Origin of the sequence: Collinsella aerofaciens (assembly GCF_015557435.1) — a bacterium.
GTDB classification, from domain to species: Bacteria; Actinomycetota; Coriobacteriia; order Coriobacteriales; family Coriobacteriaceae; genus Collinsella; species Collinsella aerofaciens_Z.
The window spans coordinates 1-18,591 of sequence record NZ_JADNOH010000040.1 but is presented as its reverse complement, the minus strand read 5'-3'; the positions used below and the strand labels follow the sequence as shown (position 1 = coordinate 18,591).

The 18,591-nt window shown below is 57.9% G+C and carries 15 protein-coding genes; 6 read left to right on the top strand and 9 right to left on the bottom strand.

Annotated features, from left to right (window positions below; translation table 11 throughout):
* Positions 1 to 351: 351 nt before the first annotated feature.
* Positions 352 to 996: a GNAT family N-acetyltransferase gene (locus I2G43_RS03625; RefSeq protein ID WP_195535105.1), complete on the top strand. Its 645-nt coding sequence runs from the start codon at positions 352 to 354 to the stop codon at positions 994 to 996.
* An 82-nt stretch (positions 997 to 1,078) separates the two neighbouring features.
* Here I2G43_RS03625 and I2G43_RS03620 read toward each other — a convergent pair whose 3' ends face one another.
* Positions 1,079 to 2,629 (bottom strand): RNA-binding domain-containing protein, encoded by a 1,551-nt coding sequence (locus tag I2G43_RS03620; RefSeq protein WP_195535104.1) that lies wholly within the window; start codon positions 2,627 to 2,629, stop codon positions 1,079 to 1,081.
* A 189-nt stretch (positions 2,630 to 2,818) separates the two neighbouring features.
* A complete protein-coding gene (aguA, locus tag I2G43_RS03615; RefSeq protein ID WP_195535103.1) occupies positions 2,819 to 3,940 on the bottom strand; it encodes an agmatine deiminase in 1,122 nt (373 codons plus the stop codon).
* Positions 3,941 to 4,118: 178 nt separating this feature from the next.
* Between aguA and I2G43_RS10635 the strand changes: the two genes are divergently transcribed.
* Complete coding sequence (locus I2G43_RS10635) at positions 4,119 to 4,922, top strand: LuxR C-terminal-related transcriptional regulator (RefSeq protein WP_324249492.1); 804 nt, start codon at positions 4,119 to 4,121, stop codon at positions 4,920 to 4,922.
* Between the two features lie 398 nt (positions 4,923 to 5,320).
* On the top strand, positions 5,321 to 5,512 hold the full coding sequence (locus tag I2G43_RS03605; RefSeq protein ID WP_195535102.1) for a hypothetical protein: 192 nt from the start codon (positions 5,321 to 5,323) through the stop codon (positions 5,510 to 5,512).
* A gap of 35 nt (positions 5,513 to 5,547) precedes the next feature.
* On the opposite strand, the gene I2G43_RS03600 is transcribed toward I2G43_RS03605, so the two are convergent.
* From I2G43_RS03600 to ptcA, 5 genes are all read right to left on the bottom strand, one after another.
* Positions 5,548 to 6,957 (bottom strand): APC family permease, encoded by a 1,410-nt coding sequence (locus tag I2G43_RS03600; RefSeq protein ID WP_324249491.1) that lies wholly within the window; start codon positions 6,955 to 6,957, stop codon positions 5,548 to 5,550.
* The gene (locus tag I2G43_RS03595; protein WP_195535101.1) at positions 6,947 to 7,129 is read right to left on the bottom strand and encodes a hypothetical protein; all 183 of its coding nucleotides are present in this window, start codon (positions 7,127 to 7,129) and stop codon (positions 6,947 to 6,949) included. Before I2G43_RS03595 ends, I2G43_RS03600 begins: the two co-directional genes overlap by 11 nt.
* Positions 7,130 to 7,624: 495 nt before the next feature.
* Positions 7,625 to 8,830 (bottom strand): agmatine deiminase family protein, encoded by a 1,206-nt coding sequence (locus I2G43_RS03590; protein ID WP_195535100.1) that lies wholly within the window; start codon positions 8,828 to 8,830, stop codon positions 7,625 to 7,627.
* A gap of 285 nt (positions 8,831 to 9,115) precedes the next feature.
* Positions 9,116 to 10,555 (bottom strand): APC family permease, encoded by a 1,440-nt coding sequence (locus I2G43_RS03585; protein WP_195535099.1) that lies wholly within the window; start codon positions 10,553 to 10,555, stop codon positions 9,116 to 9,118.
* Between the two features lie 133 nt (positions 10,556 to 10,688).
* A complete protein-coding gene (gene ptcA / locus I2G43_RS03580; RefSeq protein ID WP_117583532.1) occupies positions 10,689 to 11,762 on the bottom strand; it encodes a putrescine carbamoyltransferase in 1,074 nt (357 codons plus the stop codon).
* Between the two features lie 330 nt (positions 11,763 to 12,092).
* Between ptcA and I2G43_RS03575 the strand changes: the two genes are divergently transcribed.
* Positions 12,093 to 13,058 (top strand): response regulator transcription factor, encoded by a 966-nt coding sequence (locus tag I2G43_RS03575; protein ID WP_117635778.1) that lies wholly within the window; start codon positions 12,093 to 12,095, stop codon positions 13,056 to 13,058.
* Between the two features lie 331 nt (positions 13,059 to 13,389).
* On the opposite strand, the gene I2G43_RS03570 is transcribed toward I2G43_RS03575, so the two are convergent.
* Both I2G43_RS03570 and I2G43_RS03565 read right to left on the bottom strand, forming a co-directional pair.
* The gene (locus I2G43_RS03570) at positions 13,390 to 15,591 is read right to left on the bottom strand and encodes an ABC transporter permease (protein WP_195535098.1); all 2,202 of its coding nucleotides are present in this window, start codon (positions 15,589 to 15,591) and stop codon (positions 13,390 to 13,392) included.
* Positions 15,581 to 16,366, bottom strand: a complete 786-nt coding sequence (locus I2G43_RS03565) for an ABC transporter ATP-binding protein (RefSeq protein WP_006234847.1) — start codon at positions 16,364 to 16,366, stop codon at positions 15,581 to 15,583. Before I2G43_RS03565 ends, I2G43_RS03570 begins: the two co-directional genes overlap by 11 nt.
* 148 nt (positions 16,367 to 16,514) lie before the next feature.
* Here I2G43_RS03565 and vsr point away from each other — a divergent pair, with 148 nt between their 5' ends.
* Together vsr and I2G43_RS03550 are read left to right on the top strand one after the other, a co-directional pair.
* On the top strand, positions 16,515 to 17,501 hold the full coding sequence (gene vsr / locus I2G43_RS10475) for a DNA mismatch endonuclease Vsr (RefSeq protein WP_229071532.1): 987 nt from the start codon (positions 16,515 to 16,517) through the stop codon (positions 17,499 to 17,501).
* Positions 17,502 to 17,999: 498 nt separating this feature from the next.
* Positions 18,000 to 18,591 (top strand): cupin domain-containing protein (locus tag I2G43_RS03550; protein WP_195535097.1); only part of this gene is annotated, 592 nt, incomplete at its 3' end.

The following is an 18,591-nucleotide window of genomic DNA, read 5'->3' as shown; positions in this document are numbered from 1 at the left end:
GCAGCAGGGGCTCTCAATGTTTTTATGTCCTGCTCATATCGTCTCTGCCGGCAGTCTGGGATATTCCTTGGGGCAGTCATTGGGGACGTTCTTTAATGACTGGTCGTTTAAGAACATCCCCAACGACTACCCAGAATGAGAGTGGATAATCTCCCGTTTTTGGCCTGCTTTTCGGGCGAAAGTGGGAGATTATCCACTCTCGTCGAACGGGCGTCCGATAATCCACTCTCATTCCCTCTTGGAGCCCTCCGCCCCCGTGGGATCGGGGGTCGTCTACCGAATGGTTGATGCGGCGGCTCTGCGGCCATGTCACACTCAGAGGTGGCCTGACCCAACTTGGAAGGAGCCTTCATGAGCCTTGACAACGTAACCCTGCGCGCCGCCACGCTCGACGACCTGACCGGCATCGCTGCCATCTACAACCAGCTGTGGTGCAACACGCTGCGCAACCGCGGCGACGTCGAAGCTGCCGATTTCTGCGCGCGCTTTAACATCGCCATGCAGCTGCAGCGCTCCCCCATCGCACTCGTCGCCGAGACCGAGGGCCGCATTATCGCCGCCTGCTGCATCGGCATCTTCGAGGACGGCAAGCCGCGCACCAATCCCACGTGGGAGCCCTGCTATAACGAGATGTTTGCCCAGGCAACCGAGATGGCAAAGACCGCCGATGCCAAGCTCGAGGGCTCGCTCTTTGGAGACAGCCGCGAAAAGGCCACAGCGGATCGCTTTGCCGCCACAGGCAACGAATATGCCCAGGGTCAACTCAACTTGATTATCATTATGCCTGAATGGCAGGGCAAGGGACTCGGCCGCAAGCTCATCGACCTTGCGCGCACCGAGCTCGCCAAGGCAGGCTGCACCAAGTTCTTCCTGATGAGCGACTGCAACTCCGACTGGCAGTTTTACGAACACCTCAACATGAAGCGCATCCTGGAGGACCACAGCCAAGACACCGGCGACGGCTTTATCGTCTACATGTACGGAAGCACGCTCTAAGTACCCCTTCAATCAAGGCGAGCCGGGAACCCGGCCCTTGGCCTCTGCCCAGGATTAACCCAGGGGGCCGGACCGCCCGTCCCTAAACCTGCCCGACAGCGCGATATCTCGTCGCCCGAGCGCGCCCCTCTTTAACGAGTGCGCCTTCCTCAAGCAAACCGTTGATAACCCGCAGCGTCACGTCGCGCCCAGTTCCCAGAGCGTCCGAAGCATCCTGGCGCGTAAAACCGCGGGGCCGCTCAAGGGCAAAGCGAATCAAGGCGCGAGCGTATCCACCACGTCGCTCGTCCGAGACATCCTGTAGCATCGCGGACGCCTTGCACGCAACATCAAAGCCAAGCTCCTCCACGAGCTTGGCACGCACCTCGTGGCCGCAGTCGCCATTCATCGACACGTGCCCCTCTCGCTGCGCTCGCACGGATGCAAACGCCTGCGAAACATCGGGCGGCAGCGCCCCTTCCCGCTCGAGCTGCTCATAATCGCTGTAATCCCCACGCAAGTTGGGACCGCTATTGCCACGAGGCGTCAGATAGGAATTGCGCACGGCGTTGACGTTGGGCAGCGACAACCTAAACATTGCAGGGTAGGCGCAGACTTCGGGTTCCAACCCTTCCGCCTCATAGAGCGCACGGATCCCCTTGAGGCCCGTTCCAAACGCCTCAACCATCCCCAGACGCAAAAAGAGCAGTTGCAGCTTTGGATTCCGAGCGTCCGAGCCGCCCGCAAGCGCCTCCTCGACGCTGATGTGCTGCGGCCCTCCCGCATTGGTAAATTCAAGCGCCGTACGGCTCATCTTGATAAGAGACGCCACCGAAGATTCGTAGTCGCGATGGATAAACAGGTTCAGAATTCCCTCTCGAACAGCCTCGCGGGGATAGTCGTCCTTATCTATGCGATCGAGCCTTCCCGGCACAAAGTACATACGCGTTGCGTTCGATATATTGAGGAACCGTTCGATATCCTCTATCTGCCTGAAGATCGAGCCCTCGCCATCCTGACGGTCGATAAACTCGGTATACGCATCGTCGTTGAAGAGGCCAGCGCGGACTGCAAAGGGGTTTTGGTCAGAGACCAGCAGTGCCAAATTGGTGTAAAAGCCCAGCTCATCGATAAGGCCGAGATTCTTTTGAGAGGTTTGGTCAAACGTAATCTCCGCGCGCCTAAAGACCCGCTCGGCTTCAAAAAACGTCAAGCTCTGTTCATGAGAGCGCGCGGTCTCAAAATAATCGCCGTCGGTGCGCTTGATCATCGAGCGGATCTGGGCCATCTCGATGGGCACGTTGGCAGGACCTAGGCGCCGATATACCCCGGCGGGAACAAATCCCTTCGAGCACAGGCAGTACGGCTTGTGAGGACCCGCTTCCACCTCGATTTTCACCAACGCTGCGCCATCGATGTCCAATGCGGAGACCGTCGTGATTTCAGAAACGTCGGGATACACGCCATCGGTTATTGCATTAGAGCATTGAAGCATGGTGGCATCGATATCGTCCACGCCGACGATGCTGCCAAAATCGTCGATTCCGATATACAAGGTACCGCCATTCGAATTGGCAAACGCCACCACAGCTTTGAGCAGCTTAGGGGTAAATGTGCGCTTGAACTCCACGGTCTCACTTTCAACAAGCTGCATGCTACCCCCTATCATCGACTATCGACGATTCTAGACCAACTATCGACGATAAGCAAGGCCCCTGGTACCCTCGCTTAGACCCGAGTGCCCGTGTGCAACGCTGCCCGCCGCACGCAAAAGGGCCCGCCAGCGTGTGCGCCAGCGGGCCCCAGGTCATATCGACACTACCCCGTGTGCCTGCAACCGCATCTACTTGCAGCGCGCCTTGGGCTGCTGCTGGGTGATGCAGTGAATGTTGCCGCCGCCGTAAATTACCTCGCGAGTCATGATACCGATGACTTCACGGTCCGGATAAGCAGCCTGGATATCCTTGAGCGCCTGGGCGTCATTGGGATCGCCGAACTGCGGTACAAGCACTGCGCCGTTGATGGGCAGGAAGTTGAGGTAGCTCGGCTCGAAAGCGTCCTCGGGAGTACGCGGCAGCACACCCTCGACCGGATCGATGGTCGATGCCTCCTCCTCGGTCATATATACCGAGGTCGCAGGCATAATCACCTTGTGGATCTTAAGCTTGCGGCCACGGGCATCCGTCGTCTCGGAAAGCGTCTTATACGCCTCTTGGCACTCCTTGTAGAACTTATGGTTGGGATCATCGGTCCACATGCAGCAGACCTCGCCGGGCGCACTAAAGCATGCGACGTCGTCCACATGACCGTTCGTTTCGTACGGATCGATACCGTCCTTGATCCAGATAACCTTCTCGATACCGAGATACTCAGAGAGCTTCTCCTCAATCTGCTCCTTGGTGTACTGCGGGTTGCGGTCCTCGTTGAGCAGACACATCTCGGTGGTCACGACGGTGCCTTGACCATCACAGTTGAACGAGCCGCCCTCGAGGATATAATCCTCGGGACGATAGCGGTTAACCTGCTCGAGCTGTGCCACCTGCAGGCCAATGGAAGCGTCCTTGTCCCACGGGAAATACAGGCCGTCAATGAAACCGCCGTAAGCATTAAAGTGGAAGTGCGAAAGAGCAACCTCACCATTGTCATTAACGAGGAACGCCGGGCCGGGGTCGCGAATCCAGCTGTCGTTGTACTCCATGTGGATAACGCGCACGTTTTCAACGCCGTCGAAGATCTCACACACCGCGGGGAAGTCTTCGGTGTTGACGCCCACAGTGATGGGCTGAAAACGTGCAATGGTCATGATGATCTCGGTGAAGACCTTCTGCGCCGGCTTGGCGCCGCAGTGCCACACGTCGGAGCGGTGCGGCCACAGAATCCAGGTGCGCTCCTGTTCCTCATACTCGCCGGGCATATAGAACCCGTCCTTCTTAGGCGTGGATTCACTCTCATAGATGGTCTTCATTTCAAGCTCCTAAATCTCGGTGCTTTTGCTTGACGAGACCATGATGCAGCCGTAGCCAGATGTCCTCAATGGTCCCTCGAGCCCCTTTCAACGACCGACGGTATACCATTCGCTGACCTAAAGTTCTATTCAGACCGAGAACATGACATACTGGGTTCCACAATGGAAAGGACGCCCTATGCCCCCATGCAATAAACAGCAGACTATTGAGTTGGACAGTACGACCTGGACTGCTCTCAACGAGCTTGCGCTTGCAATCCACGCATCACACGGTGTCGATAAGCTGCAAAAGGAGACCCTCGAGGGAACGACAGGGCTCGTGCCCCATCGGATCGCCATGTTCGACCTGATCGAGGCGGCGGGCAGTGATGCCCCACGTTACGTCCACCCCGCAAGCAGCGGAATGGACGACCGCGCACTGAGCGACTACTACAACCGCTACGCCGCGATGGACTATACAACATGGAGCTTTGACTTACATAAGGTCGGCGTCTACCGCGACCTCGACCTCGTCGACGTCGAGCGACGCGATGCCACGCCCATCTATCGCAAATGGATGGAACCGCAGGGCGTCTACTTTGGCTGTACGGCCACGCTCGCGCACAACGACAGGCCGCTAGGAAGCATCACCCTGTTTCGCGAACGCACAGCCGGAGACTTCACCGACACCGAGCTCGCAATCCTGCTCGAAATCGCTCGGCACGCGAGCCTCGCGCTCGCCAACCTCTATCCTCGGGGCATTAAACTCACCCAGACAGAAGACACAAACCAGCTGAATGCTTTCATTACAGAACACAATATCCAACCGCGCGAAGCCGAAGTCATGCGGCTCATGCTCGACGGCAAAACGAACAAACAGATGGCAAACGAGCTATTCATAAGCGAGTCAACCGTCAAGAAGCATGTCAACGCCATCTATCGCAAGCTCGGCGTCAGCAACCGCCTGGGCCTCATGACTGCCACGCAAAACATCCCGCGATAAAAAAGGGCGCCCTCCATGTGGAGAACGCCCTTTGATTTCGCCATTTGAATTATTGTCGGCTCTGGCTCAAAGAGTAGACAGGTTTATTTTGGCAGGTTTTATCTGGGCAAATGTCTGCCGCCACGAGGGAGCTGCCTTCCATCGCGGCGGTCTTCTAGCAGAAAAACCAAGTGAGCAGGCTTTTTGTAGGAGACCAAGCACGCCCCAAAACGCCACAGCTCTGACCTGCGGTTTTATTGAGTATTTGTCGCGGTGTGCTCGGCATATCCAAATAAGTCTACTCACTTGCATCTGCCCATCCCCTTTGTGGTGGTTTGGAGCTCTCCTCGGCGGAATGCTAGACTGGCGGCGTATACATTCGCGCCAAAACACGGGTCGCATGCAAGAAAGGAGACGCCATGGCGCCTATCGCACCGCTCAAGATGCTCGTCGCTCCTGCCGCCAAGACCATCGCCCGCCTGAGCGACTCACTCACCTACGAAGATATTCCCTGCGTTGTCGACGAGCGTACGGACAGTTGCCCTTACCTGGGCCACGTCCCCTACTTTGCGCCTAAGCTCGCTTCTGATCCCGAGCACCGCGAACAGTAATCCAAGATGCAGCCAGCGCCGCACAACTCGCGGCGCTACTGTTTTGGTGCGAAGCGACCGGTCCCCCTTGCGCCAACGCCGGGATTATCGACACTGCGGCCGCGGCGCGATATGAGGCGCGAAACCTCGCCCAGCAACACGCCGATCACCACTCCCATGAGGATCGGCAACTTTGACATCTCGGCGGGCGAGCTGTTAAGCGGCACGATTGTCGCAACAATGGAAAGCACGAGCTCTACCACCGGCACCGCAAGCGCTACCGCAAGCACCTTGCCCTCGAAGGGCGCGCGGAACACACGCGGGCGGTCGTCGTATTTGCGCAGGCGCCAAAACGCCGGGAACATCGGGATATAGCTCATGAGCAGAAAGACGACGTTCATCGAAAAGAAGACCCAAAAGACGTCGGAACCCTCGCCCAGCGGAATCTGAAGTAGCAGCACCAAGCTGGCGAAACAACCGTTAATGAGTGCCGAGCCGTCTGGCATGCCGGTCCTCTTGGACACCAACGCAAAGGGACGCGGCATGTTGCCATGGCGCGCGGCATAGCTCGCCACGTTGTTGACGCCAAAGCTCCAGCAGATCATGTTGGCGAACAGCGTCACCAAAAAGGCCACGCCCACGACCATCGTCAGCGGGTGAGCGCGCCCCACCATGGCGGCGACCGCATCCACAATGCCCGAATCGAGCGAAAGCTGCTCGGTGGGAACCGCAGCCCCAATGCCGATGCCGCAAATGATGTAGATTGCCGCAATGGCAACGCCACCGGCGATAACCGCCTTGGGGATATCGCGCGACGGGTTTTTCATCGTACTAGCAAAGGTCGCGACCACTTCGAAGCCCATAAAGTTGAATAGGATGATCGAAAGATACGTCAGTGAGTTAGTGTCTCCAAGATCGGGGACAAAGGTCTTAAACGACATATCGTTGGCAAAGCCGTTGTTGCAGGCAAACCAGATGCCGACGATTCCCACCACGGCGGTAATGAGCACCTTGATGACGGCGCCGCCATCCATGACCCAATCGGCCTCGGCCACCGGCTGCATTGCCATGACCGTGACGCCCCACACAAAGGCAAGCTCGATGGCAATTCGGACCCCAAGCGAAAATTCGATGCCCCATACCGCATTGATGACACTGGGGAACATGCAGGCGATACTTGCCACCCACAGTGGAAAGTTGACCCAATAGCACCAGGAGCAGCGGGCGCCCCAACGGTCGCCCAAGCCCAGGCGAACCCAATCGTACAGGCCGCCCTCGGAATCGAACGCCGTACCGAGCTCGGCCACCACCAGGCCATAGGGAAGCAAAAACGTAATGATGAGGAAGATCCACCAGAAGAACTGCACGTTACCCATGGCAGATGCCGGAGCGGCCGCCTCGATGGTAAAGACAACGCAGATAACCGAGAGGATGACCTCGAACAGGGAGAACATTTTACCTGCCACGACGCGCTCCCCCTACAGCAAAAAGGATGGCATCTGTACCGAAGGCGCAGCCCAAGGTAGGGTTGCAGGCCGCGTCACCGGTGCAGGTGCCATCCCAAAGAGAAGAGAGGATGCAATTGTTGGACCAACGCTCGCGGAACAGGCGCGTGTAGATAACGATACGCTGGTACATAGATACTCCGATCAAAACGGTCGCGCTCGCAACCGGAAACTTTCGGCAATTGAAGACGCGTCTGACCTGGGATATTCAAGCGAACAATTGGCCTAACCCGCAATAAATCCCAGATCAGACGCGTACTCAATCAAAGAGGCGGGCACTCCGAAGTGGAGGCAACGGAGTGCCCAAAGAAAAACCCAGCCGACCAAGACATCAAGTAGCAGCCCATCAATGCCCCGAGATGGGACGACACGCCACCTGTCCGCTTGACCGGCTGGGTTTTCGAGGTGCCCCAGGTCGCCGCGAAAGAGGAGCGAAGCGTACTTTGGTACGCGAGCGACGGTTTGAGCGACGAGATGGGGCACCTCGGAAAGCCCGACGATTAAGCGTCTGCGTGATTGGCTGGGTTTCCGAGCTGCGGCAGATTGCCCTGAAAGAGGAGGGCATAGACCTTAAGGGTCATGCCCGACGATTGAAGGGCAAGGTGCCGTGCCTCGGGAAGACAGACGATTAAGCGGACGGCTCCTGCTGCGTGATGCAGTGGATGTTGCCGCCGCCGAAGACGACCTGCTCGGACTGAACGCCGACGCACTTGTAGACGCCCTCGCCCCAGACCTCGTCGTAGATCTTCTGGAGCGTGTCAACGGCCAGCTGGTCGTTCTCGTCGCCGTACTGCGGGACGATAACGCCGTGGTTGGTGACCAGGTAGTTCATGTAAGAGGCGATCAGCGGCTCGTCGGGGACGCGCGGCTCGGCGTTCTCGTCGGCGTCGATGGTGTCGCAGGAGGCCTGGTCCATGAACAGCGGGTTCACGGGCATGCAGAGCTTGTAGACCTTCATCTTGCGGCCCTTAGCGTCAACCGCGTTGGAGAGGGTCTCGTAAGCAGCGTGGCACTGATCATAGAACGGGTACTCGGGATCGTCGGTCCAGATGCAGGCCATGACGCCCGGGGCGATGAACGTAGCGACGTCATCGATGTGGCCGTTGGTCTCCTCGGGGTCGATGCCCTCCTTGACCCAGATGACCTTCTCGACACCCAGGTAATCCTTGAGGTGCTCGTCCATATAGGCGCGAAGCTCCTCGCTCCAGGGCTCAAACTTCTTGTGGTACTTGGGCCAGATGGACTCGGGATCCTCTTCCTCCTCCAGAACCGCAGAGCAGGTGCGGCCCGGGGAAAGCAGGCACTGGTCGGTCACGACAAGGGTGCCCTCGCCGTCGACGGTGATGGAGCCGCCCTCGAGGATCATGTCATCGGGACGATAGCGACGGCAGCCGGAGAGCTCAGCCATCTTAAGGGCGATCTGCTCGTCCTTGTCCCACGGGAAATAGAGGCCGTCGACGAGGCCGCCGTAGGCGTTGAAGTGCCAGTGGTTGGCGCGCTTCTCGCCCTTGCCGTTGATGACGTAGGTGGCGGCGGTGTCGCGGAACCACGCGTCGTCGGTGGTCATCTCGATGACGGTGACGTTCTCGTCGTTCTCGAAGACGGCCTTGCAGTTGGCATAGTCGACCTGGTTGGCACACATATAGACCGGGGTGAACTCGGCGATGGCGCGGGCGATGGCGGCATACTGCTTCTGGGCCGGCTTGGCGCCGTGGGCCCAGGTGTCGGTGCGGTGGGGCCAGCCCATCCACACGCGATCCTGCGGGGCGAACTCGGCGGGCATGAAGAAGCCGTCGGCCCTGGGGGTGGACTCGGACTCGGTGATCGTACGCATAAGATTTCCTCCAAATCGAACGATCGTTTGCTGCGGGCGGGTTACCTGCAGCCTAAAACCAAGAGATGGTAGGCGCCCGTTCCCCAGCAAAGGTCGGGGCGCCTGGCGCCGGTTTTCACGGAGTCGCACCGGCAAGCGACGACGTAACCAAGTGCGTGGAGACAAAACGCACGAAGGATACGGAAGAGAGATTGGGGTGGGCGGTGGTTACCGGAGCTATCGCTCACACCCACCCCAGGGAATGGTTAGAAGATGATGAGGGTTGGAGCCCCGAATCCGGGTGCTCTAGTTCTCCTCGGCCTCGGCGGCCTCCTCAGCGAGACGCTGGGCTGCGAGCTCAGGGGTCAGACCCTTGTACTCTTCCTTGCGGCCCTTGGCGCTGACGACGCGGACGACCTCGCCGATGAGCACGAGCACGATGAAGATGACGATCATCGGGAGCTTGTCGCCAATTTCAGCGGCGGAGAACGGAACCAGAGTTGCGACGATGGCCAGGACCAGCTCGATGCAGGGGATGGCCAGCATGACCTTCATCATGGCGCCCTTGAACGGGAACGTGAAGATGCGCTCGCGGTCGGGGTCGTTCTTGCGAAGGTTGAGGAACGCCGGGAACATCGGGATGTAGGTCAGCAGCAGGAAGACGACGGAGGTGCCGAAGAGCATCCAGAAGACACCGTTGGAGATGGCGTCGATGGGCACCAGCTGCAGGCAGAGAACCAGGGAGGCAACGACGGCGTTGACCAGGTTGGCGCCGTTGGGCATGTCGTCATCCGAGATCATCGAGGCGAAGACCTTGGGCATGTTGCCGTGCTCGGCAGCGTAGCGGGCGACGGAGTTGACGCCGAAGGACCAGGCGGCCATGTTGGCGAACAGGGTGATCAGGAAGGCGATGCAGATGACCTTGAAGATCATGGAGTCGCCCACCATGGTCTGGACTGCGACGATCATGCCGTAGTCGGGGTCGATGGAGTCGGCCGGCACGGCGGCGCCGATGCCGAAGCCGGCGAACAGGTAGATCACGGCGATGGACAGGCCACCGACGATGATAGCCTTGGGAATATCGCGAGCGGGATCGGCCATGTCGTCGGTCATGGTGCAGATGACCTCGAAGCCCATGAAGTTAAAGATGATGATGGACAGGTAGCCAAGAGCGTTGGTGTTGGTGAGCTCGGGCAGGAAGGTGGCAGCGGACATGTCGTTCGCAAAACCGTTCTCCATGGCATACCAGATGCCCAGGGCGCCGACGATAACGGCAACGGCGACCTTGATAATGGCGCCACCGTTGAGGACCCACTCGGAGTCGGCAGCCTTGGAGCGGCCCATAAGGTAGACGATCCACACAAAGGCAAGTTCGATACCCATCTTGGCAATCAGGTTGAACTCGACGCCAAAGACCATGCCCAGAATATCGGGGAACATGGTGGCCAGCGAGGCGATCCACAGCGGGTAGTTGACCCAGTAGTAGTACGAGATGCGGGCGCCCCATTTGTCGCCCAGACCATCGCGCACCCAGTCGTAAATGCCGCCCTCGCCGTCATAGGTGGTACCGAGCTCGGCGACAACCATGCCGTAGGGAAGCAGGAAGGTCAGGATCAGGAAGATCCACCAGAAGAACTGCTGGTTGCCAATAGCAGCAGCAGGAGCGGCGGCCTCGCAAACGAAGACGACGCAGATGATGGTCGAAATGACCGTCAAGAAGGAAAGCTTTTTCTTTCCGTCGCTCATGATGAGCTCCTTCGCTCAGTCTTGGACAGATCCGAGGCCCTAAGGTATTAAGGCAATTGCTTGGGCCTCGGTGAGCGGGCGACAGGAGACGAGCATCCGCCGCCCGCAAACGTGCTTTTAAAAGCCTTGAGGCTTAGAGCTGCTCGAGAGCCTCGAGAGCGGCGTGGAGCTCAGCCTTGGCGGAGTACTCGACACCCTCGTCGTTGAGCGGGGTGCGCTTGCCCAGGGCGGCAAGGAGAGCACGGATGGAGTGCTTGCGGTTCTCGGCCTCGACCCAGCACAGGGAGCGCTCGGGATCGTCCATGACTTCGTCGACGACCTCCTCGTTGCGGGTGGCCGGCAGGCAGTGCATGAACTTGGAGTTGGGGCCGGCAAAGTTCATCATGTCCATGGTGACCTGATACTTGGGATAGAACACGTCCATGTAGTTCTCGCCCGAGACCTCCTCGTCGTACAGGCCATACCACACGTCGGTGTAGATGAAGTCGGCGCCCTTGATGCACTCGATGTCGTCGGAGATGACAACCGAGCCGCCGGAGACCTTGCAGTTCTCCTCGGCGATGGCCATCATCTGCTTGCCGAACTCGGCGCGCTCCTCGACGGTGCCAACGTGCAGGCCGCCGTCGGGGATCTGGTGGCCCTTAGGTCCAAACTGGACAAACTTCATGCCGACCTTGGAGGCGATGAACATGAGGGAGACGCAGACCTGGGTGGCGTCGCCGATGAAGGCCAGGGTGCAGTCCTCGATCTTCTTGCCCTCGGGGAGGTTCTCGAGCATGGTCATGAGGTCGCCCATCTCCTGCGTGGGATGGTTGAACTCGGACATGCCGTTGATGACGGGCACAGCGGAGCCCTCGGCGAGGCCGACGACGTCCTTGTGACGGTCAACGCGAGCCATCATGATGTCGAGCAGCGAGCCCATAACGCGAGCGGTGTCGCCCAGGGACTCGTGACCGCCGAGCTGGATGGTGCCAGGGCCATAGAACTGAGCATGGCCGCCGAGGTCGGTCATAGCGGTCTCGAAGGAAAGACGAGTGCGGGTGGAGACCTGCTGGAAGATCATGCCAAGGCTCTTGTTGCGGAGCAGGTGCGGATAATAACCGTCAACCTTGATGGCCTTCTTCATTGCCAGGCCAAGATCCTCGATAGCCAGGATCTGCTCTTTGGTGAAGTCGTTGGTGTCGATGAAATCCTTAGGCAGTGCCATGTCGATTTCCTTTCCGCCGGTCTTGCCGACTATTACTATGAGGCGCTCGAACATCACGCCTCGTGTTGACAAGACCATCATTCACCCGTATGCAATTTTTACCTAGTTTATTCGGGATTAAAGACCGTTCACGGAGTTACACCCCCTCTAAACCAATATAAACCCGCAGGTCAAGAGTTTACAGGGGGTTTACCGTCTGGAACCGCGAACGGTATACGGCTATGCTGTATCTCGGCGTCTAATCCGCAATGAAACGAAGGGTTGAGACGTCTATATCCCACAAGGTATACAGAGCTCGGCCATAGAATAAATGAGATGGGACGGTGACAGATGAACACCCTGATGTTCTTCTATACCCTAGCGATACTCGTGATCTGTATTGTGACGGCGGTGCTCTCGCTTGCCGCCTATGCCTCATCTCGTCGACGCTTCTTTATCTATGGCAGCGGCGTATTTATCTGCTATGCCATCGAGATGACCGAGATTTTCTTTTTTGAATACACGCTGCAAAACCAGAGTTTTCCAGCCAGCGACTATTACTCAATTACCATGCCTGTGTTGCGGACCTTTGTGGCGACCGCTTCGCAGGCTTTTATTTGGCTCATTGCCATGGATTTGCTCGACAAGCATTCAAAAAAGCAGTTTGTCATTCCCGTCGCAACGTTCTTGCTGAGCGAGCTGCTGATTATCGTCGCTGTCCCCTACGGCCCCATTCATCAATGGCTCTACTACACGATGCGTCAGGTATTCCTTGTTTTCGTGGGGCTATATATCTTTTGGACGGCACGCAAGAGCACACAAGTCGAGCTGAAGGCACGCGTTAACAACCAACGAAAGCACCTGATTATCGGCGCTATTCTGGTCGGTTGCATCGTTGCCGAGGATTTCTACAACATTCTGATTGTCCCCATGAGTCTGGCGCCCTCTTGGCTGCAACTATATCTGTCCGAGCGCAACTTTAGCGAAAACGTCTTTGCCTGCTACTTTGCGATTCTGCTGATCATCTACTCCTACCACGTGCTTTCAATCCGCATGCAGGAGGCGCCCGAGGAAAAGAACGTCAGCGATCTTGATCGACACATCGAAGAGCAGATGCCCTTCTATCGCAACGCCTACAAGCTCTCCAACCGTGAGACCGAAGTTATGCGTCTGGTCGTACTGGGCAAATCGAACCAAGAGATCGCTGACGAGCTATTCCTTGCCGTGGGCACCGTCAAGACCCACATCCACAACATCCTGGTCAAAACCGAACAGCAAAACCGCACGACGCTCATCCTCCACTTTTGGAAGCGATAACCTGCCAAAAAGGGACAGGTTTATTTTGGCAGGTTTTATCTGGGCAAACGCCAAAAACCGCCGCGAGGGAGTTACTTTCCCTCGCGGCGGTTTTCTAGCAGTAAAACCAAGTGAGTAGGCTTTTGGCGGGATGCCGAGCACACCTCAAAACGCCACAGCCCTGACCTGCGGTTTTATTGAGCATTTGTCGCGATGTGCTCGGCAAGTTCAAAAAAGTCTACTCACTTGCATCCGAAACGCACCAGATAGGCAAAAATAACCGCCGCAAGAGGTCCCCAGCCCCTTCGCGGCGGTCACACGTCTCTGGTTTTGCGACCGTTTTGCCCGCTTGTTATTCGCTGTAGCGGGTGGCGATAGCAGCTTGTACCATGCCGGCGCTCATGAGGTAGGTCACCAGGAAGTAGCCACCGTAGGCCGCCAGGAAGATTGCACAGGTGAGGCCCACGGTGCCGCCGATGCTCATATTTCCGAATATGCTCACCAGCTCGATGATCACTTTAAGTGCCACAAAGGAGTGCGCCAGGCCCACTGCCAGCGGGAACAGGAAGAATACCGCTTGCTGCGCCATCACCGAATGGCGAATCTGGCGGTCCTCACAGCCGATCTGTGCCAGCACACGATAGCTGCGGCTGCCGTCGGCCACGTTGGAGAGTTGCTGGATCGACAGAATCGCCGCGCATGCAACGACCAATACAAAGCCGATGTAGATGGCTAGGTAGCTAATAAGACCGTTCATTTGCGCTGCTTGCGTGTACATCTCGGAGCGTGTGATAAAGATTCCCCACGACCCCGGCTCCTTGCCGTCAACGAGCAGATTGTCGAGCACAGTGTATTTAATGCTCTCGTCTGCCTCAGTCGTATCCATCCCCTGTTTGTAGTTAACGAGCAGGCTACTGGAATACGGCTGCAGATTAAGTTGGGACAACAGCTCGTCGGCAACGACGACGGTACCCGAATTACTGCCCATCGCCGAGTTGGCGATGGCCGCCGTATCTTCGTCCGACTTATCGGTTGCGGGCTTGAGCGTATGCCCACCCAAGGTGAGGGTATGGCCGCCGGCCATGTATTTGGTGTACAGGTCGACCAGCTCGCCGCCCATATCACACGTGAGCAAGTACTGGTCGCGGCCAATGTGCACCGGCTCCTCGCCCATCATCTGACGCAGTTTGTTGTACTGGCTTGCCGGCGTCACAAACAGCCCCATCGTATCGGCATTGCTACCCCCGAACGCCTTGGGAAGCTTTTCGCCCATGATCTTGCACATCTCACTTGGGGTCACCGAAGGATTCGAGCCGCCAAATGGGTAACTCAGATACGAATCGATCTGCACATGCTCACCGGCAACATCGGCGATATCGACCTTCTTGCCGGTCTCGTCGTTGTTGTCCGCCGACTTGCCCTTGCCGTGCCATGCAGGGTACAAATCGACCGTTGTATCGGCCAGCACCATGCGATCGGCCTCAGACGGATTGGCATACCCTTTGTAGTAGTCGAGCGTATCGGGCGTGTAATAGACATACGTCTGAGACACGTCAACAGGGTTATAGCGCTCCAGATTCTCGTTCATCACATTGGCAATCGACATACCGCAGGTCACCGAGGTAATGGCCAAAAACAGGAGCATCGCGATGACGCCCATCGAAAAGCACACCGTGTTGACCTTGGCCGCAAGCTGGCGCACGGTAAACATGTTGAGGCCGCGCCAATACACGCCGCGCAGGCTCTGCAGCAGCTTGATGAGCATGCCCGAGAGTCCCCAGAACAGGGCAAAGGTGCCCACGGCAACCATAGCGGTCGTAATACCAAACTGGTTCATGGCCTCTTGCAGCTTGCTGTCCGTCGCGGTTAGCGGGAACCCATCACGTAGCAGACGGTAATAGGCCACGCCCACAAGCACCGCACCCACGGCAAAGATGGCAATCGCGATCCAGGGGTTGCGTGTCTTGATGCTCTCGTTGCGACGCTCGGCACCCATAAGCTCGATGAGTTTGGTACGACGCACGGCGCGGAGGTTCAGCAGTAGCGTGAGCACAAACATTACGAGCATGCAGGCAAGGGTCAGATAGAACGCATGCATCGAGAAAAAGAAGTGGAAATTGGCGATCTGTGTCTTAAAGAGCGAGGCCGTAAAGAACGTCATGAGCTGGGAAAGTCCCACACCCAGCACAATGCCGGCGACAAAGGCCACCACCGAGACAATCACCGTCTCGAGCGCCATGATCGTGGCGACGCGCCCGCGCCCCATGCCGAGCACCTGGTACAGGCCAAACTCCTTTTTGCGGCGTTTCATGATGAAGTTATTGGCGTACACCATCAAAAAGGCCATGACACCGGCCAAAAAGTACGTCAGGTCGCCGAGCATGCTGCCCATAACCTGCGCCAAGCCCTCTTCATCAATTCCGGCGATGTCGACCTGCATCGAGATGGTGTTAAAGGCATAGAAGACCGTGACGCCCAGGGTGAGCGTCAAAAGGTAGACGAGGTAGTCGCGGCCGGCACGGCGGACGTTGCCCCAAGCGAGTTTACAGAGCATCGGAGCCCTCACCGCCCATCATGGCAACGACCTCCATAATGCGGTCGAAGAACTCTCGGCGGTCGGTGTCGCCGCGGCGGAGCTCGGTGAAGATCTTGCCGTCGCGGATAAACAACACGCGGCTCGTGTAGCTGGCGGCAAAGCTGTCATGCGTGACCATGAGCACGGTGGCGCGCAGGCGGCGATTGAGGGCCTCCAGGCTCTCGAGCAGCAGACGAGCGCTTTTAGAATCGAGGGCGCCGGTGGGCTCGTCGGCCATGATCATGGTGGGGTCGGTGACGAGCGCGCGAGCCGCGGCAACGCGCTGCTGCTGACCGCCGGACATCTGGTAGGGGTACTTGTCGAGCACCTGGCTAATAGACAGGCGCGCGGCCACATCCTGCACGCGGGTCGAGATCTCTGCCGAGTTTGTGCGGGCAATGGTGAGCGGCAGGGCGATGTTCTCGCGTGCCGTGAGCGTATCGAGCAGGTTGGAGTCCTGGAAGATAAAGCCGAGCTCCTCGCGGCGGAACTGCGAGAGCTTGGCCTGCTTCATGCGCGTAACGTCCTGCCCGTTGATGCGGATCGTGCCGCTCGTGGCGCTATCGATGGTCGACACGCAGTTGAGCAACGTCGACTTGCCCGAGCCCGAGGCGCCCATGATGCCGACGAATTCGCCGCGGTTGACGGTAAAGCTGACGTCGTTGAGCGCGCGGGTCACGTTGCCCAGCGCTCCATATACCTTTTCGAGATGCGCGACCTCCAGTACCGGGGTCGCCATGTGCGTGGTTTGCATACCGAGTCCTTTCTTGCGATTAGTCTACGGCATCTATAGTCGCAAGAAGACGAGTCGGCTACCATCGATATGGCTTACGCTTGCCTTACCGTTGTGTAAGGTAGGGGTAGCTACCCTGTCACGTGTTGATGTTGAGAGAGGACTCCTGTTGAAGACTGTTCATGTTGCCGCTGGGATCATTCGCAAGGAAGGATCCGACGAGCTGCTTGCCGTGCAGCGCGGCTATGGCGACATGCAGGGACTTTGGGAGTTTCCCGGCGGCAAGCTCATGCGCGGCGAGACACCCGAGGACGCCGTACGCCGCGAGCTTATGGAAGAGCTGCAGGTAAAAGTCACCAACCTGCGCGATTTCTATACCGTTGAGTATGACTACCCCGATTTCCATCTCTCCATGGAGTGCTACTACTGCTCGCTCGCCGATGAATCCGATGAACCCCAGAAGCATGACCGTCAGCTTGATATCCGCTGGATTCCGCGCACCTCGCTTGCCACGGTGGAATGGATGCCCGCCGACAAGGGGCTCATTGATGCCCTGATTGAGCTGAAGGAAGACCGGCTCGAGGCAAGCGCCGCCGATGACGCCAAGGCCAGCGCGGCCGACAAGCCTGCCGCCAAACCCAAGCGTGCACCTAAGCGCCGCAGCAAAAAACGCCCCAAACCAGGTCTGCTCGACGGCATCGATACCTCGGACCTCTCCGCTGACGAGCGCGAGCTCGTGCGCCGTCGCGCCGCCATCAAAAAGTCCATGAAGGGCAACAAGCGTGCGAACACCAAGCCCGAGCTGCTCGTACGCCAGCGCCTGCGCGCCGCGGGCCTTACGGGCTATCGCTTGGAATGGAAGGTTCCCGGCAAACCCGACATCGCCTTTCCCGGGCGCAAGATCGCCATCTTCGTCAATGGCTGCTTTTGGCACCGCTGCCCCAAGTGCAACCCTAGCCAGCCCAAGCGCAACGTTGAGTTTTGGGAGGCAAAGTTTCGCCGCAACGTCGAGCGTGACCGCGCTGCCGTGGCAGCACTCACTCAAATGGGCTGGACACCCATAACCATCTGGGAATGCGAGCTCAAAAAAGACCGCATCGACGCCACGATGGATAAGGTCATCGAGCAGGTGCGCGCCGCAGAGCCGCAGCGCTAGGAACGAGCCGTCCACACGCCCCACACAGGCAAGCCACATCCGCGCCACAAACCTTAGAAAGCCCTTAAGCTCAAAACCTTTCAAGAGTGTTACTCAATAGCTTTTACCTGCGGTTTCATCGCAACGTCAAACCTCATTAAGTCTTTCTTTAGCGCTTCTTTGCAACAGCCGCGGCATAATACTGCCAACGCACGGGACCTAGCAGCATACCCCGTGCGCAACCTTTTGGTGGACATCGAGGAGGCCGCATAAGCATGCATTCTTCCAATGACGCAGCACAGCAGCCATCCCTAAAACATGCAAACCTTTTCTCCTTCCCCCCGACACAGAGAAACGGCCTCCTCGACTCCCCCACCACAAAAACCAAGCGCTCAGCCGATCAGAGCCTCAACTTACGAGCATCCTTCGAAAAGCTCCAAGCATCCCTAGACAAGGCGTTCCCCGAACAGGCAAGAGCAATCTAAGCCCATCGCGCTTTATACTGATGCCATGCGAAACATGGATCACATAGAATTGCACCGCGGAGGACGCGAGGAAGCGTTTCCCGAGACCGCCGAAGACTGGCCCTATATTGCCGAACGCGCAGAATTCGCTCGCTATCCGGGCAATTCCGTCCCCTGGCACTGGCATTCCGAAGTTGAGCTTTTCTACATGGAGCAGGGAGCGATTGACTATCGAACGCGCGCGGCTCATGAGCACGTACGCTTTGAGGAAGGGTCCGCCGGCTTTATCAACGGCGGCGTTTTGCACAGCACGCTGCAATCGCCCAATTCGGCGCCAGCCATTCAAATGCTGCATATCTTTCAGCCGTCGATGCTCGGCGATCCCGCGGGACGTCTCCAAAAGCGCTACATCAATCCATTACTTCAATGTCGAGGCGTCGATGTGCTCAAATGGTCGCCCACCAACCCCGACGATATGCCCTTTATCGATTTGCTGAAGAGCTCCTTTAGCCACGACCTTCAACGGCCGCAGAACGAGATGGCGCTTCGAAATAACTTGTCAGAGCTCTGGATTCAGATTTACGCCAAGGCCGAACCGCTCTTTTCCTCCGACGGCGCCTCTTGGATGACCAGCCGCGACGTACAGT